This is a genomic window from Limimaricola cinnabarinus (genome assembly GCF_002723615.1).
Taxonomy (GTDB): Bacteria; Pseudomonadota; Alphaproteobacteria; order Rhodobacterales; family Rhodobacteraceae; genus Limimaricola; species Limimaricola cinnabarinus_B.
On the sequence record NZ_KZ304954.1, the window covers coordinates 221952 to 247980 of the forward strand.

Consider the following 26029-nt stretch of genomic DNA (forward strand, 5'->3'; position numbering starts at 1 on the left):
GCTCGCGCCCGCTCACGAAGCCGTGGCGGTGCTTGCGGCGGCCGGTCCGCGCCGTAGGTTGGGCGCAGCGAAGGAGGCACCCCATGCTGCGCAGACTGGCCCTGTCCGTTCCCCTCATGCTGGCGACACCGGCGCTGGCGATGACGGAGGCCGTGACGACCTACACCCTCGACAACGGTCTCGACGTGGTGGTGATCGAGGATCACCGCGCCCCCGTGGTCACCCAGATGCTGTGGTACCGCGTCGGCTCCGCCGACGAGCCGCAGGGCGCCTCGGGCGTGGCGCATTTCCTCGAACACCTGATGTTCAAGGCGACCGAGAACATGGAGGCGGGCGAGTTCTCCGCCACCGTCGCCGCCAATGGCGGCTCCGACAATGCCTTCACCTCGACCGATTACACCGCCTATTACCAGCGCGTCGCCGCCGACCGCCTGCCATTGATGATGCAGATGGAGGCCGACCGCATGAACAATTTGCGCCTGACCGACGAGGACATCGAAACCGAGCGGCAGGTGATCGTCGAGGAGCGCAACCAGCGGGTCGAGAGCAACCCCGGCGCATTGGCGCGCGAGCAGATGACCGCCGCGCAATATCTCAACCACCCCTACGGCGCGCCGGTGATCGGCTGGATGCACGAGATCGAGGGGCTGGGCCGCGACGAGGTGCGCGAGGTCTACGAGACCTATTATTCGCCCAATGACGCGATCCTCGTGGTCGCGGGCGACGTGGAGCCCGAAGAGGTGCTTGCGCTGGCCGAGGAACATTACGGCCCGATCCCGGCCGAGCCCGAGCTGCCCGAGCGGATCCGCCCGCAGGAGCCGCCGCAGCGCGCGCCGCGCCATCTCACCTATGAAGACGCCCGCGTCTCCCAGCCCTATCTCAGCCGCGGCTACCTCGCGCCCGAGCGCGACGCGGGCGATCAGCGGGCCGCCGCCGCGCTGACCTATCTCGCCGAGATCCTCGGCGGCTCCTCCTTCACCTCGGTGCTGGGCGAGGAGCTGGTGTTCGAGCGCGACATCGCGCTGCATGCGGGCGCGGGCTACGAGGGCAAGTCGCTCGACGACACCACCTTCTCGCTCTCGGTCGTGCCCAAGCCCGGCGTCACGCTCGACGCGGCCGAGGCGGCGCTCGACGAGGTGCTGGCCGGGTTTCTCGACACCGGCCCGAGCGAGGAGCAGATGAAGCGCATCCGCACCAAGCTGCGCGCCTCCGAGATCTATGCCCGCGATTCGGTCGAGGGGCTGGCGCGGCGCTACGGCGCGGCGCTGAGCCAGGGGCTGACGGTGGAGGACGTGGCCGACTGGCCCGAAATCCTGCAATCGGTCACCGCCGACGAGGTGCGCGACGCCGCGCGCGCGCTCTTCGATCCGGACCGGAGCGTCACCCTGCATGTCGTGCCCAGCCGCGAAGAGGCCCTGAAATGATCCGCATCCTGAGCCTGACTCTCGCCCTCTGCGCCACCGTCGCCGGTACCGCCCGGGCCGAGGTCGCGATCGAGATCGAGGAGGTGACCTCGCCCGGCGGCATCACCGCATGGCTGGTCGAGGACCACACCATCCCCTTCACCGCGCTGGAGATCCGCTTCGAGGGCGGCACCTCGCTCGACGAGCCCGACAGCCTCGGCGCGGTGAACCTGATGACCGGCCTTCTGGAGGAGGGCGCGGGCGAGATGGAGGCGCGCGAATTCCAGGCCGCGCGCGAGGATCTCGGGGCGAGCTTCTCCTTCGACGTGGGCAGCGACACGCTCAGCGTCTCGGCCCGGATGCTGACCGAGAACCGCGCGGCGGCGGTCGATCTGCTGCGCGAGGCGCTGGTCGCGCCGCGCTTCGACCCGGTCGCCATCGAGCGGGTGCGCGGGCAGGTACAGTCGATCCTGGCGCAGGACGCGCAGAACCCGCGCCGCCTCGCCAGCCGCGCCTTCTACGAGGCGGCCTTCGGCGATCACCCTTACGGGCGGCCCGACAACGGCACGCCCGAGAGCGTCGCCGCGCTCACGCGCGCGGATCTCCTTGCCGCGCATGAGGCGGCGCTGACCCGCGAGAACGTGCATGTCGGCGCGGTGGGCGACATCACGCCCGAGGAGCTGGGCGCGCTGCTCGACGAGCTTCTGGGCGATCTGCCCGAGGAGGGGCCCGAGCTTCCCGGCCATGTCGAGTTCGGCCTCGCGGGCGGGGTCGAGGTGATCGACTATCCGACGCCGCAATCGGTGGCGCTGTTCGGCCAGCCCGGGCTCGAGCGCGAGGACGAGGATTTCTTCGCGGCCTACATCCTCAACCACATCCTCGGCGGCGGCGGGTTCGAGAGCCGGCTGATGACGGAGCTGCGCGAGAAGCGCGGGCTGACCTATGGCATCAGCACCGATCTGGTGCCCTTGGAAAACGCCGAGTTCTGGATCGGCTCCGTCGCCTCGGCCAATGACCGTATGGCCACCGCGATCGAGGTGATCCGCGACGAATGGGCGCGCATCGCCGAGGAGGGCGTGACGCAAGACGAGCTCGACGCCGCCCAGACCTATCTCACCGGGGAATACCCGCTGCGCTTCGACGGCAATGGCCAGATCGCGGGCATCCTCGTCGGCATGCAGGTCACCGGCCTGCCGCAAAGCTACGTCACCGAGCGCAACGAGTTCATCGAGGCGGTGACGCTCGAGGAGATCAACCGCGTCGCCGCCGAGCGGGTCGACCCGGAGGCGCTGCATTTCGTGGTGGTGGGCCGCCCCGAGGGGCTGGACGGGGCGCAGGTGCTGCAGGCCCCGCGCGTGATCTTGCCCGAGGTGGTGCTGCCCGAAGCGGTCCCGGCGGCGCGGTGAGCCCCCTCGCGCGGGCCGGGCGGGCCGTGCTAGTCTCGGCCCCATGACGCTGCAAGAGACCCCACCGCCCCCGCGCCCCGTGATCCGCCAGCTCGACGAGGCGGCGATCAACCGCATCGCCGCCGGCGAGGTGGTCGAGCGGCCCGCCTCGGCGGTCAAGGAGCTCGTCGAGAACGCGCTCGACGCGGGCGCGCGGCGGATCGAGGTCACCATCGCCGCCGGCGGCAAGCGGCTCATCCGCATCAAGGATGACGGCTGCGGCATGACGCCCGATGAGCTGCCGCTGGCGCTGGCGCGCCACGCCACATCGAAGATCGACGGCTCGGATTTGCTGGCAATCCACTCCTTCGGCTTTCGCGGCGAGGCGCTGGCCTCTCTGGGCGCGGTCGGGCGGCTGGTGCTCACCTCGCGCGCCCATGGCCACGAGGCGGCGGCGATCAGGGTCGAGGGCGGGCGGCTCGGCCCGGTCACCCCGGCCGCGCTGGAGCGCGGCACGGTGGTCGAGCTGCGCGACCTGTTTCACGCCACCCCCGCCCGGCTCAAATTCATGCGCTCCGACCGGGCCGAGGGGCAGGCGCTCGCCGAGGCGCTGCGCCGCCTGGCCATGGCCGAACCGCATGTCGCCTTCTCCTTGCGCGACGCGACCGAGGGGCGCGACCGCGAGATCTTTCGCGTCGATGCCGAGACGGGCGACCCGGTGGAGGCGCTGGGCCGCCGCCTCGCCGCCATTCTGGGGCGCGAGTTCCACGACAACGCGCTGCCCGTGGATGGCAGCCGCGAGGGGCTGCACCTCACCGGCTTCGCCGCGCTGCCGACCTATTCGCGCGGGGCGGGGGTGAGCCAACACGTCTTCGTCAATGGCCGCCCCGTGACCGACCGGCAGCTCACCGGCGCGCTGCGCGCGGCCTACATGGATTTCCTGTCGCGCGACCGCTTTCCCGCCGCGGCGCTCTTCGTCGAATGCGATCCGCATCTCGTGGACGTCAACGTCCACCCGGCGAAATCCGAGGTGCGGTTCCGCGACCCGCAGGCGGTGCGCGGGCTGATCGTCTCGACCATCCGCGCGGCGCTGTCGGGCGCGGGGCACCGCGCCTCGACCACCGTGGCGCAGGAGACGCTGGGCATGATGCGGCCCGGCCCGGCGGCGGAGCGGGCGGGCGATGCGGGCGGGCTGATCGACGAGGAGGACCGCCCCGCGGGCGGCGGCGCGCCCGCGCGGGTCTACCAGATGGACCGCCCCTCGATGCGGGCGATGCAGGTGGCGCGCGCGGGGCAGGCGCCGGGCATGGGCGAATCAAGCTTCGGCTTCGAGACCGCGCCGCCCGCCATGCCCGCGCGTTTGCCGGGAACCGAGACCCCCTCGGCGCGGGTCGAGCCCGAGGCCGAGAGCGGCGCGGAAGCGCTGCCACTCGGGGCGGCGCGCGCGCAGCTGCACGGCAACTGGATCGTGGCGCAGACCGAGACCGGCATGGTGCTCGTGGATCAGCACGCCGCGCATGAGCGGCTGGTCTATGAGCGGCTGAAGCGGCAGATGGCCGAGACCGGCGTGGCGGCGCAGGCGCTCTTGGTGCCCGAGATCGTCGATCTCGGCGCAGGTGCGGCGCGGCTGCTGGAGGCGGCGGAGGAGCTTTCGACGCTCGGCCTGAGCATCGAATCCTTCGGCCCCGGCACGGTGGCGGTGCGCGAGACGCCCGCCATGCTGGGGCGGATCGACGCAGGCGCGCTGTTGCGCGACATTCTCGACGAGCTCGAGGATCTCGACGCCTCGACCGCGCTGCCCGCCCGGCTCGACGCGATCCTGAGCCGGGTGGCCTGCCACGGCTCGGTCCGCTCGGGCCGCCGCATGCGGGCCGAGGAGATGAACGCGCTGTTGCGCGAGATGGAGGCGACGCCGGGCTCGGGCCAGTGCAATCATGGCCGCCCCACCTATGTCGAGCTGCAACTGTCGGACATCGAGAAGCTCTTCGGGCGACGCTGAGCTTGCTTGTCGGGGAGAAGCTCACCTCTAAGTGAAGGCGAGGCGCGGAACGAGGAGCGGTGCGATGCGAGTGGGAATCAAGATCGGGGGCGTCCTCGCGGCGCTGATGCTGGCGGGTTGCGCCGATTTCGGGCCACGGGCGATGCCTTTGCTCGAATCGGTGGCGCTGCCGCCGGTGCTGCCGCCGGACGCGGAACTGCGCGCGCTGCCCGAGCCAGAGCCCTTCGCCGCCGAATATACCGAGAATCCCTTCGAGATGGGGCCGGTCTCGGTGATCGCGCCGGATCGGCGCGGCGCCATGGCGACATGGCAGCTGATCCCCTGCCGGGAGGGACGCGCCATCTGCGTCGATGGCCATGCCGGGCAGCTTTCGGTCGCGGGCGAAACCTATGTGGTGAGCGGCGTGCACGGGATGAGCTTTCACCTGATGACCGGCGGCGAGGGCTTCGTGACCCGCTCGGGCGGCGGCAAATTCGCCGACCGGCAGGTGCCGCTGGCCTGGGAGCATGTCCCCGCGATCGAGCCTTCGGCGCTGCGCGAGGCGCGCGCGCCGGCGGGTCGCACGATCCCCATGAAGTGACGCATCGAGGGGTTTCGCCGCGGCGTGCCGATCGTTAAGGAGGGGGCGACGAAGCCCTAAGTGGCCGGAACGGTAGGTGGCGCGGCGGTCGACCCAGACAGGGGACCAAGGTGCTGCGTCGTCCTCGCATCGCCGCGATCCTCGCGGCGAGCGCCGGCCATTGCCAGATCGAGAGGTCCGCGATGCGCCATATCCTCCTGCCGACCACCGCCCTCATGGCCGCCCCCGGCGCGGCCCTCGCCCATCCCGGCCACGTGGCCGATGTCGCCGGCCACGACCACTGGGTCGCGGGCGCGGCGATCGGCGTCGCCATCGCGCTGGGCCTGTGGGGCGCGCTCAGGGGCGGACGCAAGGAGGACGAGCCCGCCGAGACGGAAGCCGAGGATCAGGGCGACGAGGCCCGGGCGTGAGCGCGCCCAAGACAGGCCCGGGCGTGAGCGCGCCCAAGACTGGCGTGATGATCTGCGGCCATGGCTCGCGCAGCCAGTCGGCGGTCGACGAGTTCGCGGTGCTGGCCGAAAAGCTGCCCGCGCTGCTGCCGCCCGACTGGCCGGTGGAATACGGCTATCTCGAATTCGCCAACCCGGTGATCCGCGACGGGCTCGACCGGCTGCGCGAGCAGGGCTGCACCCGCATCCTCGCCGTGCCGGGCATGCTCTTCGCGGCGATGCACGCCAAGAACGACATCCCGACCGTGCTCAATACCTATGCCAAGAAGCACGGCATCGAGATCACCTATGGCCGCGAGCTCGGGGTCGATCCGCGCATGGTCGCCGCCGCCGCCGACCGGATTCAGAGCGCGCTCGATGCCAACCCGTCGGACGTGCCGATGCACGAGACCTGCCTCGTGGTGATCGGCCGCGGGGCCTCCGATCCCGACGCCAATGGCAACGTCTCCAAGATCGCGCGGCTCTTGTGGGAGGGCATGGGCTTCGGCTGGTGCGAGACCGGCTATTCCGGCGTCACCTTTCCTCTGGTCGAGCCCTGCCTCGAACATGTGGCGCGCTTGGGCTACCGCCGCGTGGTGGTGTTCCCCTACTTCCTCTTCTCCGGCATCCTGATCGACCGGATCTACGGCTTCACCGACCAGGTGGCCGAGGCGCATCCCGAGCTGGAGATCGTCAAGGCGCCTTACTTGGGCGACCACCCGGAGGTGATGAACACCTTTGCCGAGCGCGTGACCGAGCTGGTGGGCGACGCCGTGCCGCCGACCTGCGGCATGTGCAAGTACCGCACGCAGGTTCTGGGCTTCGAGGCCGAGGTCGGCGCGGTGCAGGAAAGCCATCACCACCATGTCGAGGGGCAGGGGGCGAATGCGCCGGGCTCCAACGTCGCCGATTGCGCGCTCTGCGCCGATTTCTGCACCGGCATGTGCCGGCTTGATGCGCAGGCGCAGCATGATCACGCCCATGCGCATGGTCTGCCGCACGACCATCACCACGATCACGGGCATCATCACCATCACCACGGGCATGACCACGATCACGACCATCACCACGCACCCTATCCGCAGGCCGATCACCCGCTCGGGCCGCTCAGCGTGCTGAAGTCGCGCAAGTGAGCCTCGCCCCTTCCCGCACAAGCACAGCCGCCGGTGTCCACCGCGCGGCAAGGAGGGCCTGATGCGCCCCTATGAGACCGATCCCGCGAAGATCTACGCCCAGAGCTTCGCCACCGTGCGCGCCGAGGCGCGGCTCGATCGCTTCCCCGAGGATCTCCAGCCGATGGTGATCCGGCTGATCCATGCCTGCGGCATGGTCGAGATCGCCGACAGGCTGGCCTTTTCGCCCCATGCCATGGCGGCGGGGCGCGCGGCGCTGGCCTCGGGCGCGCCGGTCTTGTGCGATTGCGAGATGGTCGCGGCGGGGGTCATCCGGCGGCATCTGCCGGACACCGAGATCGCGGTGACGCTGAACGACCCGCGCGTGCCCGACATGGCGAAGGATCTCGGCACCACCCGCTCGGCGGCCGCCGTCGATCTGTGGCGCGACCGGATCGAGGGCGCGGTGGTGGCCGTGGGCAACGCGCCCACCGCGCTGTTCCACCTTCTGGAGCGGCTCGATCAGGGCTGGCCGAAACCGGCGCTGATCTTCGGCTTTCCGGTGGGCTTCGTCGGTGCGGCGGAATCCAAGGCCGAGCTGGCGGCGGACCCGCGCGGCTGCGATTTCGTCGCGCTCAGGGGCCGCAAGGGCGGCTCTGCCATGGCCTCGGCGGCGGTGAACGCGCTGGCCAACGGCATTTCGGAGGAAAAGCCATGAACGCGGTCGCAGCAGAGGAGCCCTGGCTCCACGTCGTCGGCATCGGCGAGGACGGGATGGACGGGCTTCTGCCCGCGACCCGCGCCGTGGTCGAGGCGGCCGAGATCATCTTCGGCGGCGAACGGCATCACGAGCTGGCGGGCGCGGTCGGCGCCGAGCGCGTCGCATGGCCCAGCCCCTTCGACGCGCTGATCGAAAAGCTCGAAAGCTACAAGGGCCGCCGCGTCGTGGTGCTCGCCACCGGCGATCCGCTGTGGTTCTCGGTCGGCGCGCGGATCGGCCGGGCGATCCCGGCATCGGAGGTCGTCTATCATCCGCAGGTCTCGGCCTTCCAGCTCGCCTCCGCCCGCATGGGCTGGAGCCTCGCGGATGTCGAAACGCTGACCGTGCATGGCCGCCCCGTGGAGCAGATGATCGCCTTCATCCAGCCGCAGGCGCGGCTCCTGATCCTCACCACCGGCTCCGAGACGCCCGGCCAGATCGCCCGCTTCCTGACCGAGCGCGGCTTCGGCCAGAGCCCGATGACGGTGCTGGCCAATATGGGCGGCGAGGAGGAGGCGCGCTTCGACGGGGTGGCGGAGGACTGGGACCACGAGGTGCCCGCCTTCAACACGCTGGCCGTCGATTGCGTCGCGGCCCCCGATGCCGCGCTGATCCCGCGCGTGCCGGGGCTCGACGACAGCCTCTTCGTCTCGGACGGCACCATGACCAAGCGCGAGCTGCGCGCCGCGACGCTCGCCAAGCTGATGCCGATGCGCGGCGCGCTGTTGTGGGACATCGGCACCGGCTCGGGCTCGGTCGCGATCGAATGGATGCGCGCGGCGCGCTACGCGGGGGCCATCGGCATCGAACCGCGCGCCGACCGCCGGGCGATGGCGGCGGCCAACGCGCTGGCGCTCGGCACGCCGCGGCTGCGGCTGGTGGAGGGCGAAGCGCCCGCGGCACTCGACGGGCTGCCCGCGCCGGATGCGATCTTCGTCGGTGGCGGGCTTTCGGCAGAGGTGTTCGAGGCGGCATGGTCTGCGCTGCGCCCGCTGGGGCGGCTCGTGGCCAACGCGGTGACGCTGGAGAGCGAGGCAGCGCTTATCGCGCTGCATGCCGCGCATGGCGGCGATCTGGTGCGGATCTCGGTTGCGCGCGCGGCCCCAGTGGGCCGGCTCACCGGCTGGAAACCGGCGATGCCGGTGATGCAATGGAGCCTGATCAAGCGATGAGCGGCACGCTGTATGGCGTGGGGCTCGGCCCCGGCGCGCCCGACCTGATCACCCTGCGCGCCGCGCGGCTGATCGAGGCCGCGCGCGTCATCGCCTACCCGACGCTGGCGGGCGGCGCGAGCTTCGCCCGCTCGATCGCCGCCGGCCTCATCGCGCCCGACGCGCGCGAGATCGCCATGGACGTGCCGATGACGGTGGAGCGCGGCCCGGCGCAGGCGGCCTATGACGCGGGCGCGGCAAGGATCGCCCACGTGCTGGAGGCGGGCGAGGACGTGGTCTGCCTGTGCGAGGGCGACCCGTTCTTCTACGGCTCCTTCATGTATCTCTTCGCGCGGCTGGCGGGTCGCCACCGGGTCGAGATCGTGCCCGGCGTCACCTCGCTCACCGCCGCCGCCGCCGCCGCGCGCCGCCCGCTCGCCGCGCGCAACGAGCGACTGACAGTGTTGCCGGGACCCTTGCCCGAGGCCGAGCTGCGCGCCCGGATCGAGGGCGCGGAAAGCGTCGCGATCATGAAGCTGGGCCGCCATTTCCCGAAGGTGCGCGCCGTGATCGACGCGCTCGGCCTGACCGCCCATGCCACTTACGTCGAGCGCGCCACGCTGGAGGCCGAAGTGGTTCGCCCGCTGGCCGAGGCGCCCGATACCGCCCCCTATTTCTCGATGATCATCCTCACGAAGGGAGCCGATCCTTGGCTGTGACCCCCGTTGTTCTCGCCCTCTCCCGCTCGGGCGAACCCGTGGCCCGCAAGCTGGCCGAGGCGCTGGATGCGCCGCTGCATGGCCGCGAGGGGCGGGTCGAGGCCGCCGACGCCTTCTTTGCCGATGCGCTGGAGCATGCGCGCGACCTTTTCGCCGCCGGTCATGCGGTGGTGGGCGTCTGCGCCTCCGGCATCCTGATCCGCGCCGTCGCGCCGCAGCTCTCCGACAAGCGCGCCGAGCCGCCGGTGATCTCGGTTTCCGATGACGGGCGCGTGGTGGTGCCGCTTTTGGGCGGCCATCGCGGCGCGAACCGTCTGGCGAAACGCATCGCCGAAGCGCTGGACGCCACCGCCGCCGTCACCACCGCCGGCGACGTGGTGCTCGGCGTCGCGCTCGATGAGCCGCCCGCGGGCTACCGGCTGGTGAACCCCGAGGACGCCAAGGGCGCGATGGCGGCGCTCCTGTCGGGCGGCGGCGCGACCGTCACGGGCGACGCGCCATGGCTGACCGACCTGCCGCAGGGCGACGCGCTGAGGATCACCGTCTCTGAAGCGCCGCAGCAGGGGCTCGGGCCGGAGCATCTTCACTTCGCGCCGCAACGCGCCGTGCTGGGGCTCGGCTGCGCCCGCAACTGCCCGCCCGAGGAACTCGCGGCACTCGCCCGCGAAACCCTCGCCGAGGCCGGGATCGCGCCGCAGGCCGTGCAGGCCGTGGCCTCGATCGACCTCAAGGCCGACGAGCCCGCGATCCTCGATGTTTCACGTGTAATCGGCGTGCCGCTGCGGCTCTTCTCCGCCGCCGAGCTGGAGGCCGAGACGCCCCGCCTCGCCACCCCCTCCGAGGTGGTCTTCGCCGAGGTCGGCTGTCACGGCGTCTCCGAAGGGGCGGCGCTGGCGCAGGCCGGGGCGGACGCCACCCTCGCCGTCACCAAGCGCAAGACCGCCAACGCCACTTGCGCGCTGGCGCTCGCCCCCGCACCGATCACCGAGCTGCGCGGTCGCCGCCGCGGGCGGCTCTCGGTCGTTGGCATCGGGCCGGGCCAGTCGGGCTGGCGCACACCCGAGGCCAGCCGCCTCATCACCCAGGCCGAGGAGCTGGTGGGCTACGGGCGCTATATCGACCTGCTGGGACCGCTCGCCGCCGGAAAACCCCGCGCCGATTTCCCGCTGGGCGGCGAGGAAGACCGCTGCCGCTACGCGCTCGAACGCGCCGCCGAGGGGCGCGACGTGGCGCTGATCTGCTCGGGCGATGCGGGCATCTATGCCATGGGGGCGCTGGTCTTCGAACTGCTGGGCCGCGACCGAGACAAGGGCGGCGTCTCGGACGCCGCGCGCCGCATCGAGGTCACCTGCACACCCGGCGTCTCGGCGCTGCAGGCCGCAGCCGCCCGCGCCGGTGCGCCGCTGGGCCACGATTTCTGCGCCATCTCGCTGTCGGACCTGCTCACCCCGCGCGAGGACATCGTGAAACGGCTGCATGCCGCGGCTGGGGGCGATTTCGTCATTGCCTTCTACAATCCGGTTTCCAAGCGCCGCCGCACGCTCCTGGCCGAGGCGCGCGAGATCCTGCTGGAGCATCGCCCGGCCGACACGCCTGTGCTGCTGGCCTCCTCGCTGGGCCGCCCCGAGGAAGAGATCCGCTACCGGCGGCTCGACGAGCTTGAGGTCGACGAGGTCGACATGCTGACCGTCGTGCTCGTGGGCTCCTCGCAGTCGAAGCTGGTCGAACTGGGCGAGGGGCCGCGCATGGTGACGCCGCGCGGCTACGCCAGGAAGATCGATGCGCGCTGAAGGCGCGGCGCGGCGGATGACGCCGGGCGCCATGCGTATTTTGGGAAAGATGAACGGGGGACGCGCCCAATGACCGTCTATTTCATCGGGGCCGGGCCGGGCGACCCGGAGCTTCTGACGCTCAAGGCCGCGCGGCTCATCGCGGCCTGCCCGGTCTGCCTCTATGCGGGCTCGCTGGTGCCCGAAGAGGTCGTGGCGGGCGCGCCCCAAGGCGCGCGCGTTCTCGACACGGCACCCATGACGCTCGACGAGACCCATGCCGAGATCCTCGCGGCGCATCGGCGCGGCGAGGATGTCGCGCGGGTGCATTCGGGCGACCCTTCGCTCTACGGCGCCATCGCCGAGCAGATCCGCAGGCTGAAAGCCGACGGCATCGCCTACGAGATCGTGCCGGGCGTGCCCGCCTACACCGCCGCCGCCGCCGCGCTGGGGCAGGAGCTGACCATCCCCGCGCTGGCGCAATCCATCGTGCTCACCCGCATGTCGATGAAATCGACCGCCATGCCCGAAGGCGAGACGCTGGAGAACTTCGCCGCCACCGGCACCACGCTGGCCATCCATCTCGGCATCCGGGCGCTGCGCGATATCGAGCGGCGGCTGACGCCCTTCTACGGCGCCGATTGCCCGGTCGCCGTGGTCTACCGCGCCAGCTGGCCCGACCAGCAGGTGATCCGCGGCACGCTGTCGGACATCCACGCCAAGGTGCGCGCGGCCAAGCTCACCCGCACCGCGCTCATCCTCGTGGGCCCGGCGCTGGGCGAGGAGCAGGGCTTTCCCGACAGCGCGCTCTACGACCCGGCGCAGCCGCATGTCCTGCGCCCCAAGGCGCGCGGCTGAAGAGAATTTTCCACGAACGTCGCTTGAAATTTACATTTCCCTGCGCAGGATGGGGGCAGGGGAGATGCGAGATGACCGAATATCTGACCAAGGACCTGCAGGACGCCCTGGAAGCCGCGCGCCGCGCCGCGCAGCGCCGCTCGGCCCGGCTTTGCGTGCATGACGGCGAAGAGATCCACCCGGTGCTGCGCATGTGGGAGACGGGCTTCGCCCTCGCGGCCAAGGACGCGCCGATCCTGCATGGCTTCGTCGATCTCTATGACGGGCCGCGCCATCTCTACCAATGCCTCGTCATGACCTCGCGCGACGAGGAGGGCGAGCGGGTCTACGAGTTCAAGCGCCACAGCCGCGTCGCCGACAGCGCGCCCGTCGATTTCGAGCGGACGGAGGCGGAGCCCGCGCTCAGGCTGCCCCGCCTCTGAGGCGCTACTGCAGGTCGGAAAACGCCGCCTGCAGCCGCGAGACGGCCTCCTTCACCCGCGCGCGCGGCGTCGCGATGTTGAACCGCTGAAAGCTCTCGCCGCCCCGCCCGAAGCTGGTGCCGTGATTCACGGCGATCTTCGCATCGCCCTCGATCCGCCGAAGCACCTCCTCGCGGCTCATGCCGGTGCCCAAAAAATCCACCCATTCGAGATAGGTGGATTCGAGCGTCATGGGTGACACGCCGGGGATTTTGCCCACGCCCTCCTCGAACAGGCGGCGATTGCCGTCAAGATAGCCGCGCAGCGCCTCCAGCCAGTCCACCCCCTCGGGCGACATCGCCACCGTCGCCATGGCGAGGCCGAAGGAGTTGGGCGAAAGGCCCAGCGCCCGCATCCGGGCCGAGAACCGCGCCTTGAGCGCGGGGTCCGAGATGATGACATTGCCGATATGCGCGCCCGCGATGTTGAAGGTCTTGGTCGTCGCGGTCAGCATCACCAGCCGGTCGGCCACGCCCTCGATCCGGGTCATCGCGGTATGTGTCACGCCCGGCATGGTCAGGTCGCAATGGATCTCGTCGGAGACGAGGATCAGATCGTGCCGCCGCGCGAAGGCGGCCCAGCCCTCAAGCTCGGCCCGGCTCCAGACCCGGCCGCCGGGGTTTTGCGGCGAACACAGGATCATCATCTTCTCGCGCCCGGTCATCATCGCGTCCCAGGCGTCGAAATCGGGCACGTAGCGGCCGTGATCCATGGCCAGCGGACATTCGACCACCTCGCGCCCCGCCGCGCGGATCACCCGCGCGAAGGCGTGGTAGACCGGGGTGAACAGCACCACGCCGTCGCCCGGTTCGGTCCAGGCATCGACGCAGAGCCCCGTGGCATTGACGAGGCCGTGCGTGGTGAAGATGTCGCCCGCATCGGGCCGCCAGCCATGGCGGCGGTCCATCCACCAGCCGATCGCCTCGCGCTGCGCATCATCCGAGGCGGCGTAGCCATAGATGCCATGCGCGGCCATGCCTTCGACCGCGCGCTGCACGCAGGCGGGCGGGCGGAAATCCATGTCCGCGACCCACATGGCGATGCCCTCGTCGGGGCTCACGCCATAGACCGGCTCCATGCTGTCCCACTTGGAGCAATTGGTGCCGCGCCGGTCGATGATCTCGTCGAAATCGGGGGCGGCGGGGGGCATGGGGCTCATGGCGGTCTCCTGTTGGTCGCGGGGCGGAGGCTGCACGCGCCGCGCGGGGCGCGCAAGGGGCCGCGTGTTGCCATGCGCGCCGCTTCGCCCTAGATCGGCGCCATGACATTGCGCCCCATCCTCATTCACCCCGACCCGCGCCTGAAGACGCTGGCCGAGCCGGTGCCCGCCATCACCGACGAGATCCGCCGTCTCGCCGACGACATGTTAGAGACCATGTATGACGCGCCGGGCATCGGTCTCGCCGCGCCGCAGATCGGCAAGCTCAGCCGCCTGCTCGTCATGGACGCCACCAAGGAGGACGAGGGCGCGGCCCGGCCCATGGTGCTGGTCAACCCGAAGGTGACATGGGAATCCGAGGCGCGCTCGGTCTATGAGGAGGGCTGCCTGTCGATCCCCGAGCAGTTCGCCGATGTCGAGCGCCCGGCCGAGGTCGAGGTCGAATGGCTCGGCCTCGACGGCAAGACCCATTCCGAGCGCTTCGACGGGCTTTGGGCCACCTGCGTGCAGCACGAGATCGACCATCTCGATGGCCGGCTCTTCATCGATTATCTCAAGCCGATGAAGCGGCAGATGATCACCCGCAAGATGGTCAAGCTCAAGCGCGAGCGGGCGCGCGGCTGATGGCCGTGCTCGACATCGTCCTTCACCCCGCCCCGGTGCTGCGCAGCACCGCGCAGCCGGTGAAACTGTTCGACGCGACGCTGTCGCAGCTTGCCGCCGACATGATCGAGACGATGTATGCCGCCGGCGGCCGCGGCCTCGCCGCGCCGCAGGTGAGCCTGCCGATGCGGATCTTCGTGACGGATGTGGAATGGAAGGCCGGCGATCCCGCACCCCGGGTCTTCGTGAATCCCGAGATCGCCGCCGCCTCGGACGAAACCGTGCTGCGCGAGGAGGGGTGCCTCTCGATCCCCGACACGCCCTGCCGCGTCCGCCGCCCCGCCCGCGTCACGCTGAACTGGCAGGATCTCAACGGTCTGGGCCACGAGGCCGAATTCGGCGGGATCGAGGCCACCTGCATCCAGCACGAGCTCGATCATCTGAACGGTATTCTCTGCATCGACCGCCACGAAGAGGAAGACCTCGCATGACCCGCCCCTTCCTGCGCTGGCCGCATGCCACGCTGCGCAAGCCCGCCGCCCCCGTCGAGGCGATCACCGACGAGATCCGCGCGCTGTGGGACGAGATGATCGACGCGATGGACGCGATGCCCGGCGTCGGCCTCGCGGCACCCCAGATCGGCGTGAGCCTGCGGCTTGCCGTGGTCGATGCCTCTGACGGGCGCGGGCAGGCGGTGCGCATGGCCAACCCCGAGATCCTGCACGAAAGCGCGCAGCTGCGCGAGCACGAGGAAGCCTCGCCCAACCTGCCCGGCGTCTCGGCGGTGATCTCGCGGCCGCGCGCGGTGACGGCGCGGTTTCTCAACGAGGCGGGCGAGATCGAGGAGCGCGATTTCGTCGGGCTCTGGGCCACATCGCTGCAGCACCAGATCGACCATCTGGAGGGGCGGATGTATTTCGACCGGCTGAGCCGGCTGAAGCGCGACCGGCTGGTCGCCAAGGCAAGGAAGTTCTCCTGATGCGCATCGTCTTCATGGGCACGCCCGACTTCTCCGTTGTCGCACTCGACGCGCTTGTGCGTGCGGGCCACGATATCGCCTGCGTCTATACCCAGCCGCCGCGCCCGGCAGGGCGGGGCAAGAAACCCCGGCCCTCGGCCGTGCAGGCCCGCGCCGAGGCGCTGGGGCTCTCGGTGCGCCACCCGGTCTCGCTCAGGAACGAGGCGGCGCAGGCCGAGTTCGCCGCCTTGAACGCCGACATCGCCGTGGTCGTGGCCTATGGTCTCATCCTGCCGCAGGCGGTGCTCGATGCGCCGAAGCATGGCTGCCTCAACATCCACGCCTCGCTGCTGCCGCGCTGGCGCGGCGCCGCGCCGATCCAGCGCGCGATCATGGAGGGCGACAACGAGACCGGTGTCTGCATCATGCAGATGGAGGCCGGGCTCGACACCGGCCCGGTGCTTTTGCGCGAGACGACGCCGATCGGCGCGACCGACACCGCGTCGGACCTGCATGACGAGCTGGCGCGAATGGGCGGGCGGCTCGTGGTCGAGACGCTGCGCCGTCTGGACGAGCTGCGCCCCGAGCCGCAGCCCGAGCGCGGCGTCACCTATGCCACGAAGATCGACAAGGCCGAGGCGCGGATCGACTGGACCCGCACCGCCGCCCATGTCGCGCGGCAGGTCAACGCGCTGTCGCCCTTTCCGGGCGCGTGGTGCATGGCGAAAGGCGAGCGGCTGAAGATCCTGCGCGCCGCCTCCGGCCCGGGTGAGGGCGCGCCCGGCGCGCGGATCGGCCCAGCGACCGTCGCCTGCGCCGATGGCGCGGTGGAGCTGCTGGAAATCCAGCGCGAGGGCCGCAAGCCGATGCCGGCGGATGAGGCGCTCAGGGGCAAGGCCCTGCCCGACAGGCTCGGCTGACCCGCCGGGCGCCGCGCCCCTCGTTCATCTTTCTTCAAATACGCATGGCGCCCGGCCGGCCAACGGAGCGCCGGGTGGACATGGAGCGATTTACGTATTTGAAGAAAGATGAAGGGGATCAGCGCCGGACGATCAGCCGTGCGCCCGGGGTCACGCGCTGCGCCAGCCAGATCAGATCCGCCCGCGCGAAGGCGACGCAGCCCTCGGTCGGATAGCCCGGGCGGCGGCGCTGGTGCAAAAAGATGGCGGAGCCTTCGTTCGGCCTGCCACCCTCGTTCCAATCCGTGACCAGAACGATGTCGTAAAGCGGATCGGCCCGGCGCAGCGTCTCGAAGCTGGCGGGGTAGGGGGCGCGGACATGGCTGTTGTAGGCGGGATCGCCGGAGGCGTCCGACCACAGGTCGCCCGGGCGGATCGGCTCGGCCCAGGGCTGCGGCGCGGGCAGGCGGTCGGGGCGGTAGAGCATGCCGGTAATGCGGTGTTCGCCCACCGGCGTCGCGCCGTCGCCCTCGCGCTTGTCCGCGCGGATGCCGCCCCGGCCGATCGAACAGGGCAGGTGGCGGCCCATGAAGCGCAGGCCGCGCCGGGTGAGGACGAGATCGGCGGGGGAGAAGATCACAGCAGGTGCCCCGACTTGGCGGCTTTGGTGGCGAGGTAGTGGTGGTTGTGCAGCCCTTCGCCCACCTTGAGCGGCACCCGCGCCTCGACCGCGATGCCCGCCTCCTCCATGCGGGCGATCTTGTTGGGGTTGTTGGTCAGAAGGCGGATGCGGCTGAAGCCAAGCCGCTTGAGAATCTCGGCGCCGATGCGGAAATCGCGCTCGTCATCCTCGAAGCCGAGCCGGTGGTTGGCCTCGACCGTGTCGAAGCCCTGATCCTGCAGGCTGTAGGCGCGCATCTTGTTGGCCAGCCCGATGCCGCGGCCCTCCTGGTTGAGGTAAAGGAGCACGCCTTCGCCCGCCGCGCCCATCTGGTCGAGCGCGGCGTGCAGCTGCGGGCCGCAATCGCATTTGAGCGAGCCCAGCACGTCGCCGGTGAAGCAGGCCGAATGCAGCCGCACCAGAGGCGCGCCGTCGCGGGCGGGACGGCCCACCTCGACCGCGTAATGCTCCTCGCCGCCATCGCCGGGGCGAAACACGTGCAGGCGGCCCTTCTCGGCCGCCTCCATCGGCAGGCGGGCGGCGGCGACGGGGGCATAGGCGGGGGTGATCGCGGGCGGCAGCGGCAGGTCGAGCCGCGTCAGCTCATGCGTGCGCGCGAAGCCCGCGGCATCGTCGAGCGGCAGCACCAAGGCGGCGGGCAGGAGACGGGCCGCCTTGACCAGCGCGATCGCAGCGCGGTGGGTGTCGGCGGAGCCCTCGCGCAGCGTCTTCAAAGGCCCCTTCATCGGCGTGTCAAGATCGCCCGCCGGGTCGGCCACCGCCCGCACCCAGGCGGCATCGGCATCCTGCGGCAGCACCACCCGTGCGATGTCCTCGTCATAGGCGCGCGCGCGCAGCGTCACCGCGCGCCGCCCCGTCACCGCGAGCACCGGCGCCCCGCCCATGGCGCGCAGCGCCGCCAGCCGCTCGGGCCGGACCGCCTCCGCCGCCAGCACCAGCGCGCCCGGCCCGTCGCCTAAGACCACCGGCACCCCGAGGCGCAGATCGGCCAGCGCGCGGGCGCGGCGCTCGACGGGGTCGGGGCGAAAGGGCATGGGCGCATCCTCGCGGCAGGCCGGGACGCCCCGGCACGGGGGGCGACTGTAACATTTCGGAGGGGGGCGACAACTCGGTGTGAGAGATCGACACGAAACTTGAGCCACACGTGATCGTTACACATCTGTGGAGCCGGTAGCTCATGGAGGCGTCGAGATGGCACAAGTGAAGAAGATCCTTTTGGTCGATGACGAGGACGACCTGCGCGAAGCGCTGAGCGAACAGCTCGTCATGACCGAGGATTTCGACGTCTTCGAGGCGGGCAACGGCCAGGAGGCCATGGCGCAGGCCAAGGCCGGGCTGTTCGATCTGGTGATCCTCGATGTCGGCCTGCCCGACACCGACGGGCGCGAGCTGTGCCGGGTGATGCGCAAGCAGGGCGTCAAATGCCCGATCATCATGCTCACCGGCCATGACAGCGACAGCGACACCATCCTCGGCCTCGACGCGGGCGCCAACGACTACATCACCAAGCCGTTCAAGTTTCCGGTGCTGCTCGCCCGGATCCGCGCCCAGCTCAGGACGCATGAGCAATCCGAGGACGCGGTGTTCCAGCTCGGCCCCTACAGCTTCCGCCCCGCGCAGAAGCTTCTGGTGGCGGAGGATGACCGCAAGATCCGCCTGACCGAGAAGGAGACGAACATCCTCAAGTTCCTCTACCGCGCCTCCGAGGGCGTGGTGCCGCGCGACGTGCTCCTGCACGAAGTCTGGGGCTACAATGCCGGGGTGACCACCCACACGCTCGAGACGCATATCTACCGGCTGCGCCAGAAGATCGAGCCCGACCCCTCGAACGCGCGGCTTCTGGTGACCGAATCCGGCGGCTATCGGCTGGTGGCCTGATATCTGCCGGAACCGGCGCGGCGGATGCGCGTTTGGCACACGAAGCCCCCCGTGGCGGGGTCACGCCACATACCTCCCTGTTGGACTTCGCCGGGCCTCGTGCCCGGCTTTTCTTTGCCCGCGGCAAGACCGTGCGCCCGCCGCAGTCGCGCGGTCGTGAGCGCGGCCAGAGGGGGGCTGGGGCAGGGCGGCGGGGCGCGTTAGGCTGGCTTCAGACCCCCGAGGAGTTCTTCATGCCCCTGTTTCGTCCGCTCATGCTCGTTCTCGTCGCCGCGCTCGTCGCACCGCTCGCGGCCCATGCCGAGACCGAGACGCTGCGGGTGCGCAACCGCTCCGGCGTCGATCTGGTGCGGATGTTCGCCTCTCCGGTGACGGACGAATACTGGCGCGACGACCTGCTGGGGCAATACGTGGTGCCCTCGGGGGGCAATGCCGACGTCACCATCCGCAACGTCTCAGAATGTCTCTACGACCTGCTGCTGCTGTTCTCGGACGGCGCGGTGGTGCCCGACAGGGTCGATGTCTGCGCTTCCGAAAGCTACACGATCGAGCCCTGAGGGCGGGGCGGGTGGCCTTCGCGGGAACAAGGGTCTAGGCAGGCCCGGCCCCGAACCGGAGACCGCCGATGCCCTTCACGCTCTGCACATGGAACATCAACTCGGTCCGCCTGCGCGAGACGCTGGTGAGCCGTCTTCTGCAGGAGGAGGGGCCCGACGTTCTGTGCCTGCAGGAATGCAAGAGCCCGGTCGAGAAGATCCCGCTCGAGGCGTTTCGCGCGCTGGGCTACGGCCACATGATCGCGCGCGGGCAAAAGGGCTATAACGGCGTGGCCATCCTGTCGCGCCTGCCGATCGAGGAGGTCTGCGCGCATGACCACGCGGGTCTCGGCCATGCCCGCCACATCTGCGGGCGGCTGGAGAACGGCGTGACGATCCACAACTTCTACGTCCCGGCGGGCGGCGACGAGCCCGACCGCGAGAAGAACGAGAAGTTCGGCCAGAAGCTCGACTACCTCACCCATATGCGCGACGATTTCCACGCCAACCGGCCCGAGCGCGCGATCCTCGTGGGCGATCTCAACATCGCCCCGCGCGAGGACGACGTGTGGAGCCACAAGCAGCTCTCCAAGGTCGTCAGCCACACGCCCATCGAGATCGAGCATCTCGCGCAGGTGCAGGACAGCGGCGACTGGGTCGACGTGACGCGGCAGGACATCCCCGAGGGGCAGCTCTATTCGTGGTGGTCGTATCGCGCCAGGGATTGGGAGGCCGCCGACCGGGGCCGCAGGCTCGACCATGTCTGGGCGACCTCCGACATCGCGAGCGCCGCGCATGGCAGCCGGGTGCTGAAATCGGCGCGCGGCTGGGAAAAGCCCTCGGACCACGCGCCGGTCTTCGCCAGCTTCGACCTCTGAGGGGCTTGGCGCGGCCGCGCCGCGCGCACATATAGTCACCTCGAAACATTGCCCCGCCCGACAAAGAGGGGGGCCGCACATCACAGCAGGAGCCCATCATGCTCGGTCTCAACGACAGCGCCCCCGCCGCCCCCGCCAAGGACGACCTGATCCGCGAAGGCTCCGACGCGACCTTCATGAAGGACGTGGTCGAAGCCTCGAAGACCGTGCCGGTGATCGTCGATTTCTGGGCGCCGTGGTGCGGCCCGTGCAAGACGCTGGGCCCGGCGCTGGAAGCGGCGGTCCAGAAGGCCGGTGGCAAGGTCAGGATGGTCAAGATCGACGTCGACCGGAACCAGGCCGTCGCGGGCCAGCTGCAGGTGCAGTCGATCCCGACCGTCTATGCCTTCTGGCAGGGCCAGCCGGTCGACGGCTTTCAGGGCGCGCTGCCCGGCTCGGAGATCGAGGCCTTCGTGAACAAGCTCGTGGCGCTGGGCGGCGGCGAGGAGGATGGCGGGCTCGCCGAGGCGATCGAGGCGGCGCAGGCGATGCTCGACGAGGGCGACGCCACGGGGGCTGCGGAGGTGTTCGGCGCGATCCTGCAGGAGGACGACAAGAACGCCGCCGCCTATGCCGGGCTGGCGCGCGCGCATCTGGCGATGGATCAGGTCGACCAGGCCGAGGCGGTGCTCAACGGCGCGCCCGCCGAGATCGGCCGCACGCCCGAGATCGACGCCGCCTTCGCGCAGATCGCGCTGGCACGGCAGGCCAGCAATGCGGGCCCCGTGGCCGAGCTGCGCGGCCGCGTCGAGGCCGATCCCGCGGATCTTCAGGCGCGCTACGACCTCGCCACCGCGCTGCAGGCCAATGGCGAGACCGCCGAGGCGGTGGACGAGCTTCTGGAGATCTTCCGCCGCGACCGCGAATGGAACGACGCCGCCGCCAAGACCCAGCTCTTCACCATCTTCGAGGCGCTGCCCGCCAAGGACCCGATCGCGCTCTCCGGCCGGCGCCGCCTGTCGTCGATGATATTTGCCTGAGCGGTACGGCAGGCTAGGTCGCCTCGCATGATGACTGGCGTGGACCTTCCCGAGACGATTCCGGTGTTTCCGCTTCCCGGCGCGCTGCTCTTGCCGCGCGCCCGCCTGCCGCTGCACATCTTCGAACCGCGCTATCTCGCGCTGATCGAGGACGTGATGAAGACGCCGCATCGGCTCATGGGGATGATCCAGCCCTACGAATCGGCGGCGGGCGACACCCGGCTGCACGCCATCGGCTGCGCCGGGCGGCTCACCGCCTTTTCCGAGACCGAGGATGGGCGCTACATGATCACCCTCTCGGGGATCTCGCGCTTTCGGGTGCGCCACGAGGTCGAGGGCTTCATGCCCTATCGGCGCTGCGAGGTAAGCTGGGACGGCTTCGACCGCGATCGCGGCGCGGTGGAATCCGACCCCGGCCTGCAGCGCGAGAGCTTCCTCGCGCTTCTGGCAAAGTTCTTCGAGGAGCACGGCCTTTCGACCGACTGGGAGAGCCTGGAGGAGGCCGAGGACGAGCTTCTGATCAATTCTCTGTCGATGCTCTGCCCGTTCGAGAGCGAGGAGCGGCAGGCGCTTCTGGAGGCGCCGACGCTGGTCGAGCGGCGCGAGACCCTGACCACGCTGATCGAGTTCGCCCTGCGCGGCGGCTCAGGCGAAGAGGTGATGCAATGAGCGACGATCCCAACCTTCCGGGCGACGAGCCGCCCAGCCCGGTCCCGCCGGTGGACCCGATCCCCGACCCCCAGCCCGATCCGCGCGCCGGGCGCGCCGCCTTCGACCGGCGCATGCTCGAAGCCCTCGTCTGCCCGCAGACACAGGCGCAGCTGAGCTATGACGCCGAGCGGCAGGAGCTGGTCAGCCGCGCGGCCAACCTCGCCTATCCGATCCGGGGCGGCATCCCGGTGATGCTGGCCGACGAGGCGCGCCCGCTCGAATAAGGGCTCAGCGCATCAGCTCGGGCAGCTCCCCGGTCAGCCCCGCCGCCTCTCGGATCATGGCGCGGCGCAGCGGGCCGATGGCGCCCAGCGCCCCCATCCCGGCATCGCGCGCCAGCCGCAAAAGCGGGTTGTCGTTGGAAAACAGCCGCGTGGTGAGGTCGGTGGTCGCCGCCATCGTCGCCGTGTCAAAGCGCCGCCAGCGGGCGTAGCGCTCCAGCACCAGCGCGCTGCCCGTGTCCTCGCCGCGCGCGCGCGCCTCGCGCAGCACCTGCGCCAGCGCCGCCACGTCGCGCAGACCGGCGTTGAGCCCCTGTCCCGCGACGGGGTGCAGCCCATGCGCCGCATCGCCCACCAACGCCACGCGCGGCGCGGTGAAACGCTCGGCGAGGCTGAGCCCGAGCGGGAACAGCCCGCGCGCGCCGATCAGCGAAATCTGCCCGAGGAAATTGCCGAAGGCCGGGCGCAGCGCATCGAGAAAGGCGTCCTCCTCCAGCGCGGCGAGCCTTTCGGCCCGCGCGGTCCGCTCGCTCCAGACGATGGAGGCGCGGTTGCCGGTGAGCGGCAGGATCGCCAGCGGCCCGCCCGGCATGAAGAACTGATGCGCGATGCCCTTGTGCGGCAGCTCGTGCTCGACGGCGCAGGTCACGGCGCTCTGGCCGTAGCCCCAGCCATGCCGCCGGATGCCCGCCCGCGCGGCGGTGCCGCTCTCGCGCCCGTCGCAGCCCACGAGCAGCCCCGCGCGCAAGCTCTCGCCCGAGCCGAGCGTGACCGCGATGCCGCCCGGCCCGCTCTCCTGCGCGACCACCGTCTCGGGCGCGCGCAGGCGGATGCCCTCCGCGGATTTGAGCGCGAGGCCGAGGGCGGCGCGCAGATGCCGGTCCTCGACCATGTGGCCCATCGCGCCATCCTCGATCTCGGCCGAATCGAAATGCAGCCACCACGGGGCAGGGCCCTCGCCCGCGCGCCCGTCGGTGACCTTGATCTCCGACATCTCCTGCGCCTTTGCAGCGAGCCTGTCCCACACCCCGAGCCGCGCCAGCATCCGTCGCCCGCCCGCCGCGATGGCATAGGCGCGCCCGTCGAAGCCGCCGGCCTTGCGCCGTGGCGGTGCCGCGTCGATGAGGGTGACGGTCAGCCCCGCGCGGGCGAGGGCGAGGGCCAGCACCGGGCCGTTGAGACCGCCGCCCAGTATGAGAATGTCGCTGTCATGATCCATGGCGCTGACTATGGGGCGAGGGGCGCGATTGTCCATGCGCCAGAATGCCCGCGCCCGCCGCCGCCGCACCGGAACGACGCGGCGCGAGGGGGAGGGGATGCCGCGCCCCAAGCTGTCGCAGCTTCGGCGGGAAAGACACATGCAAGGCGGGCCGGGGGCGAATGCTGGACATCGTCCTGCCCGCGCGGGTAGTTTCGTGCCAAGAGGGGCACCGGCATGACCCCCGTTCATGAGGCAGCAATGGATTTCCCCGATCGGTTCTCGGACCTACCGGATTACGCGTTTCCGCGCCTGCGGAGCCTGCTTGATTCGCACAAGCCCGGCGGCGCGCCGCTGGCGATGACCATCGGCGAACCGCAGCACCCCTATCCCGACTGGGTCGGCCCGACCATCGCCGAGGCCGCGACGGGCTTTGGCAAGTATCCGGTCAACGAGGGCTCGGAGATGCTCCTGGGCGCGATCTCGGGCTGGATCTCGCGGCGCTACGCGGTCGATCTGCCCAAGGAGCGGCTGCTGGCGCTCAACGGCACGCGCGAGGGGCTCTACAACGCCGCCATGGCGCTGTGCCCCGAGGCGAAAGGCGGCGCGCGCCCGCTGGTGCTGATGCCCAACCCCTTCTACCAGGTCTATGCCGTGGCCGCGCTCTCTGTCGGCGCAAAGCCGGTCTACCTGCCCGCCACGCGAGAGACGGGCTTTCTGCCCGATCTCGACGCCATCCCCGCCGAGACGCTGGACCGCACGGCGATCTTCTATCTCTGCTCGCCCTCGAATCCGCAGGGCGCGGTGGCCTCCGAAAGCTATCTCGAACGGCTGATGGAACTGGCCGAGCGGCATGATTTCCGCGTCTTCGCCGATGAATGCTATTCCGAGATCTGGCGCGACACACCGCCGCCCGGCGCGCTCGCCGTGGCGCAGGCCATGGGCGCGGACCCCGAGCGGCTGGTGGTGTTCAACTCGCTGTCCAAGCGGTCGAACCTGCCGGGCCTACGCGCGGGCTTCGCCGCGGGCGGCCCCGAATCGATCCGCCGGATGCGCCAGCTGCGCAACTATGCCGGCGCGCCGCTGCCGCTGCCCTTGCAGGCGGTGGCCGCCAAGGCCTGGTCCGACGAGGACCATGTCATCGAGAACCGCGCGCTCTATGCCGCGAAATACGACATCGCCGACAAGGTGCTGGGCGATCTGCCCGGCTACGCCGCGCCCGAGGCCGGGTTCTTCTTGTGGCTGCCGGTCGAGGATGGCGAGGCGGCGACATTGAAGCTGTGGCGCGAGACGGGGGTGCGGGTGCTGCCCGGCGCCTATCTGGGGCGCGACGTGAACGGAGAAAATCCCGGAAAGGGATATGTCAGGGTCGCCATGGTGGCCCCGGCCAACGAGATGCAGCGCGGGCTCAAGACGCTCCGCGCCTGCCTCTACGACTGAGCGAGAGGACGAGCGAGATGGCGTATCAGACGAGGGGGCGCGAGCCTCTGCTGGACAGCAACACGCAGGCGGCGCTGGAAAAGCGCGGCAAGGAGCTGCTCGGGCTGGCGCTGATCGCCGTGGGGCTGATGATCGCGATGATGATCGGCTCCTATTCGCCCGACGACCCGAACTGGATGCTGGCCTCGGACGCGCCGGTGCAGAACTGGCTCGGGCGCTTCGGCGCCTCGGTGGCGCAGCCGATCGTGATGATCGTCGGGCGCGGGGCGTGGATGCTGCCCCTGGTGTTCCTGACCTGGGGCGGGCGGCTGCTCCTGCACCGGGGCGAGGAGCGGGCGATGTCGCGGCTCACCTTCGCGCCGATCGTCGTGGCGCTGGCGGCGGTCTTCGCCGCGACGCTGACGCCCCCCGAGGGCTGGAGCCACAGCTTCGGTCTGGGCGGCCTGTTCGGTGACACGGTGCTGGGCCTGCTGCTCACGGTGCTGCCCTTCGGCGCGGGCCTCGGGGTGAACCTGCTGGCGCTGCTTTTGGGCGCGGGCACGCTCGCCGCCGCGGCCTTCGTCACCGGCTTCACCCGCGAGGAGACCCGCGGGCTGTGGCAGATGTTCCTTCTGGGGCTGGTGATGGCCTATGCGCTGGGGCTGCGGCTGATGGGGCGCGGCGCGACGGTGTCGATGCGCGCGGCCGAGGTGCTGCGCGGCCGCATCGGTGACGAGATCGAGGCGCGGCGCGAGCAGATGCGCCGCGACGCCGACCTCGCCGCCGAGGAAGAGGCCGCCGCGCGCGCCGTGCCCGAACCGAGCCAGACCCAGCGGGTCTCGGCGGTGGTGCGCGCCCATGCCGCCAAGCGCATGGCCGCCTCCGCCCCTTCGGAGGCTCTGGCCTATGGGCCCGAGGAGGATGAGGCGCTGATCGAGGAGACGGCACCGGCGCGGCGCATGCCGCCCGCCGTCACGCGGGTCGCGCCGCGCAACATGCCGCCCGCGCCCCCCGTGCCGCCCGCCCCGCCGATGGAGGCGCAGCATGGCGGCTGGGCCGACGAGGCCCGGCCCGAGGAGGCGTGGTCCGATGAGACATGGCCCCAGAGCGCCCGCGCCGAAGCCGATTGGCCCGAGACCGATCCGCGCGAAGATGACATCGCCGCGACCGGCTGGGACGGATCGGCCGAGCCCGCGCAGCAGGCCGCCCCGGCGCGCCGCCTGCCGCCCGCGCCGCCCGGCAC

28 protein-coding genes are annotated in these 26029 nt (G+C 70.7%); 24 read left to right on the forward strand and 4 right to left on the reverse strand.

The annotated features are described in order from the left end of the window. The first annotated feature begins 83 nt into the window (after positions 1-83). The 12 genes from CJ301_RS06885 (at position 84) to CJ301_RS06940 (ending at position 12586) form a co-directional block, all read left to right on the forward strand. Entirely contained in the window at positions 84-1424 is a 1341-nt protein-coding gene (locus tag CJ301_RS06885) for a M16 family metallopeptidase (RefSeq protein ID WP_099275641.1), read from the forward strand. Continuing rightward, on the forward strand, positions 1421-2809 hold the full coding sequence (locus CJ301_RS06890) for a M16 family metallopeptidase (RefSeq protein WP_099275643.1): 1389 nt from the start codon (positions 1421-1423) through the stop codon (positions 2807-2809). Before CJ301_RS06885 ends, CJ301_RS06890 begins: the two co-directional genes overlap by 4 nt. Before the next feature lie 43 nt (positions 2810-2852). Then, a complete protein-coding gene (gene mutL, locus CJ301_RS06895; RefSeq protein ID WP_099275645.1) occupies positions 2853-4787 on the forward strand; it encodes a DNA mismatch repair endonuclease MutL in 1935 nt (644 codons plus the stop codon). Positions 4788-4851: 64 nt separating this feature from the next. Then, entirely contained in the window at positions 4852-5367 is a 516-nt protein-coding gene (locus tag CJ301_RS06900) for a hypothetical protein (protein ID WP_099275647.1), read from the forward strand. Between the two features lie 110 nt (positions 5368-5477). Next, positions 5478-5777, forward strand: a complete 300-nt coding sequence (locus tag CJ301_RS06905) for a DUF6732 family protein (protein ID WP_437438409.1) — start codon at positions 5478-5480, stop codon at positions 5775-5777. 47 nt (positions 5778-5824) lie between these two features. Then, on the forward strand, positions 5825-6928 hold the full coding sequence (locus tag CJ301_RS06910) for a sirohydrochlorin chelatase (protein WP_099275651.1): 1104 nt from the start codon (positions 5825-5827) through the stop codon (positions 6926-6928). Between the two features lie 61 nt (positions 6929-6989). Further along, positions 6990-7625, forward strand: coding sequence for a precorrin-8X methylmutase (locus CJ301_RS06915; RefSeq protein ID WP_099275653.1), 636 nt, complete (start codon positions 6990-6992; stop codon positions 7623-7625). After that, the gene (gene cbiE / locus CJ301_RS06920) at positions 7622-8839 is read left to right on the forward strand and encodes a precorrin-6y C5,15-methyltransferase (decarboxylating) subunit CbiE (RefSeq protein ID WP_099275655.1); all 1218 of its coding nucleotides are present in this window, start codon (positions 7622-7624) and stop codon (positions 8837-8839) included. The genes CJ301_RS06915 and cbiE overlap by 4 nt, the downstream gene beginning before the upstream one ends. Beyond that, the gene (cobI, locus tag CJ301_RS06925) at positions 8836-9537 is read left to right on the forward strand and encodes a precorrin-2 C(20)-methyltransferase (protein WP_099275657.1); all 702 of its coding nucleotides are present in this window, start codon (positions 8836-8838) and stop codon (positions 9535-9537) included. Before cbiE ends, cobI begins: the two co-directional genes overlap by 4 nt. Beyond that, complete coding sequence (gene cobJ, locus CJ301_RS06930) at positions 9528-11327, forward strand: precorrin-3B C(17)-methyltransferase (protein WP_099275659.1); 1800 nt, start codon at positions 9528-9530, stop codon at positions 11325-11327. The genes cobI and cobJ overlap by 10 nt, the downstream gene beginning before the upstream one ends. A gap of 69 nt (positions 11328-11396) precedes the next feature. After that, positions 11397-12164, forward strand: a complete 768-nt coding sequence (cobM, locus tag CJ301_RS06935) for a precorrin-4 C(11)-methyltransferase (RefSeq protein ID WP_099275661.1) — start codon at positions 11397-11399, stop codon at positions 12162-12164. A 71-nt stretch (positions 12165-12235) separates the two neighbouring features. Beyond that, positions 12236-12586, forward strand: a complete 351-nt coding sequence (locus CJ301_RS06940; protein ID WP_099275663.1) for a hypothetical protein — start codon at positions 12236-12238, stop codon at positions 12584-12586. A gap of 4 nt (positions 12587-12590) precedes the next feature. Here the strand turns inward: CJ301_RS06940 and CJ301_RS06945 are convergent, their stop codons facing one another. Then, positions 12591-13784 carry a MalY/PatB family protein gene (locus CJ301_RS06945; protein WP_254050093.1) on the reverse strand — a complete coding sequence of 398 codons (1194 nt, stop codon included), beginning with the start codon at positions 13782-13784 and terminating at the stop codon, positions 12591-12593. Between the two features lie 102 nt (positions 13785-13886). Here CJ301_RS06945 and def (CJ301_RS06950) point away from each other — a divergent pair, with 102 nt between their 5' ends. Genes def (CJ301_RS06950) through fmt form a run of 4 tightly spaced genes read left to right on the forward strand, consistent with a single transcriptional unit; the run spans position 13887 to position 16265 of the window. Then, complete coding sequence (gene def, locus CJ301_RS06950) at positions 13887-14408, forward strand: peptide deformylase (RefSeq protein ID WP_099275664.1); 522 nt, start codon at positions 13887-13889, stop codon at positions 14406-14408. Next, positions 14408-14878 carry a peptide deformylase gene (def, locus tag CJ301_RS06955; RefSeq protein ID WP_099275666.1) on the forward strand — a complete coding sequence of 157 codons (471 nt, stop codon included), beginning with the start codon at positions 14408-14410 and terminating at the stop codon, positions 14876-14878. The genes def (CJ301_RS06950) and def (CJ301_RS06955) overlap by 1 nt, the downstream gene beginning before the upstream one ends. Continuing rightward, entirely contained in the window at positions 14875-15366 is a 492-nt protein-coding gene (gene def, locus CJ301_RS06960; protein ID WP_099275668.1) for a peptide deformylase, read from the forward strand. The genes def (CJ301_RS06955) and def (CJ301_RS06960) overlap by 4 nt, the downstream gene beginning before the upstream one ends. Continuing rightward, positions 15366-16265 (forward strand): methionyl-tRNA formyltransferase, encoded by a 900-nt coding sequence (fmt, locus tag CJ301_RS06965; protein ID WP_099275670.1) that lies wholly within the window; start codon positions 15366-15368, stop codon positions 16263-16265. Before def (CJ301_RS06960) ends, fmt begins: the two co-directional genes overlap by 1 nt. A 118-nt stretch (positions 16266-16383) precedes the next feature. Here fmt and CJ301_RS06970 read toward each other — a convergent pair whose 3' ends face one another. Next, a complete protein-coding gene (locus tag CJ301_RS06970) occupies positions 16384-16833 on the reverse strand; it encodes a L,D-transpeptidase family protein (RefSeq protein WP_099275731.1) in 450 nt (149 codons plus the stop codon). A gap of 47 nt (positions 16834-16880) precedes the next feature. Then, positions 16881-17960, reverse strand: a complete 1080-nt coding sequence (ribA, locus tag CJ301_RS06975; protein ID WP_099275672.1) for a GTP cyclohydrolase II — start codon at positions 17958-17960, stop codon at positions 16881-16883. Between the two features lie 157 nt (positions 17961-18117). Here ribA and CJ301_RS06980 point away from each other — a divergent pair, with 157 nt between their 5' ends. From CJ301_RS06980 to CJ301_RS19065, 6 genes are all read left to right on the forward strand, one after another. Beyond that, positions 18118-18804, forward strand: a complete 687-nt coding sequence (locus CJ301_RS06980) for a response regulator transcription factor (RefSeq protein WP_099275674.1) — start codon at positions 18118-18120, stop codon at positions 18802-18804. A gap of 233 nt (positions 18805-19037) precedes the next feature. After that, positions 19038-19361, forward strand: a complete 324-nt coding sequence (locus CJ301_RS06985; RefSeq protein ID WP_099275676.1) for a hypothetical protein — start codon at positions 19038-19040, stop codon at positions 19359-19361. 68 nt (positions 19362-19429) lie between these two features. Further along, positions 19430-20218: an exodeoxyribonuclease III gene (locus CJ301_RS06990; RefSeq protein WP_099275678.1), complete on the forward strand. Its 789-nt coding sequence runs from the start codon at positions 19430-19432 to the stop codon at positions 20216-20218. 98 nt (positions 20219-20316) lie between these two features. Then, positions 20317-21237 (forward strand): thioredoxin, encoded by a 921-nt coding sequence (gene trxA / locus CJ301_RS06995; protein ID WP_099275680.1) that lies wholly within the window; start codon positions 20317-20319, stop codon positions 21235-21237. 27 nt (positions 21238-21264) lie between these two features. Then, complete coding sequence (locus CJ301_RS07000) at positions 21265-21906, forward strand: LON peptidase substrate-binding domain-containing protein (protein ID WP_099275682.1); 642 nt, start codon at positions 21265-21267, stop codon at positions 21904-21906. Positions 21907-22019: 113 nt separating this feature from the next. Further along, the gene (locus tag CJ301_RS19065) at positions 22020-22172 is read left to right on the forward strand and encodes a Trm112 family protein (RefSeq protein ID WP_099275733.1); all 153 of its coding nucleotides are present in this window, start codon (positions 22020-22022) and stop codon (positions 22170-22172) included. Between the two features lie 4 nt (positions 22173-22176). Here the strand turns inward: CJ301_RS19065 and CJ301_RS07010 are convergent, their stop codons facing one another. Then, entirely contained in the window at positions 22177-23388 is a 1212-nt protein-coding gene (locus CJ301_RS07010; protein ID WP_099275684.1) for a UbiH/UbiF/VisC/COQ6 family ubiquinone biosynthesis hydroxylase, read from the reverse strand. Positions 23389-23628: 240 nt separating this feature from the next. On the opposite strand from CJ301_RS07010, the gene CJ301_RS07015 reads away from it, so the two are divergent. Further along, the gene (locus CJ301_RS07015) at positions 23629-24807 is read left to right on the forward strand and encodes an aminotransferase class I/II-fold pyridoxal phosphate-dependent enzyme (protein ID WP_099275686.1); all 1179 of its coding nucleotides are present in this window, start codon (positions 23629-23631) and stop codon (positions 24805-24807) included. A 17-nt stretch (positions 24808-24824) separates the two neighbouring features. Further along, on the forward strand, positions 24825-26029 hold a 1205-nt coding region (locus CJ301_RS07020), incomplete at its 3' end, for a DNA translocase FtsK 4TM domain-containing protein (protein WP_173812332.1).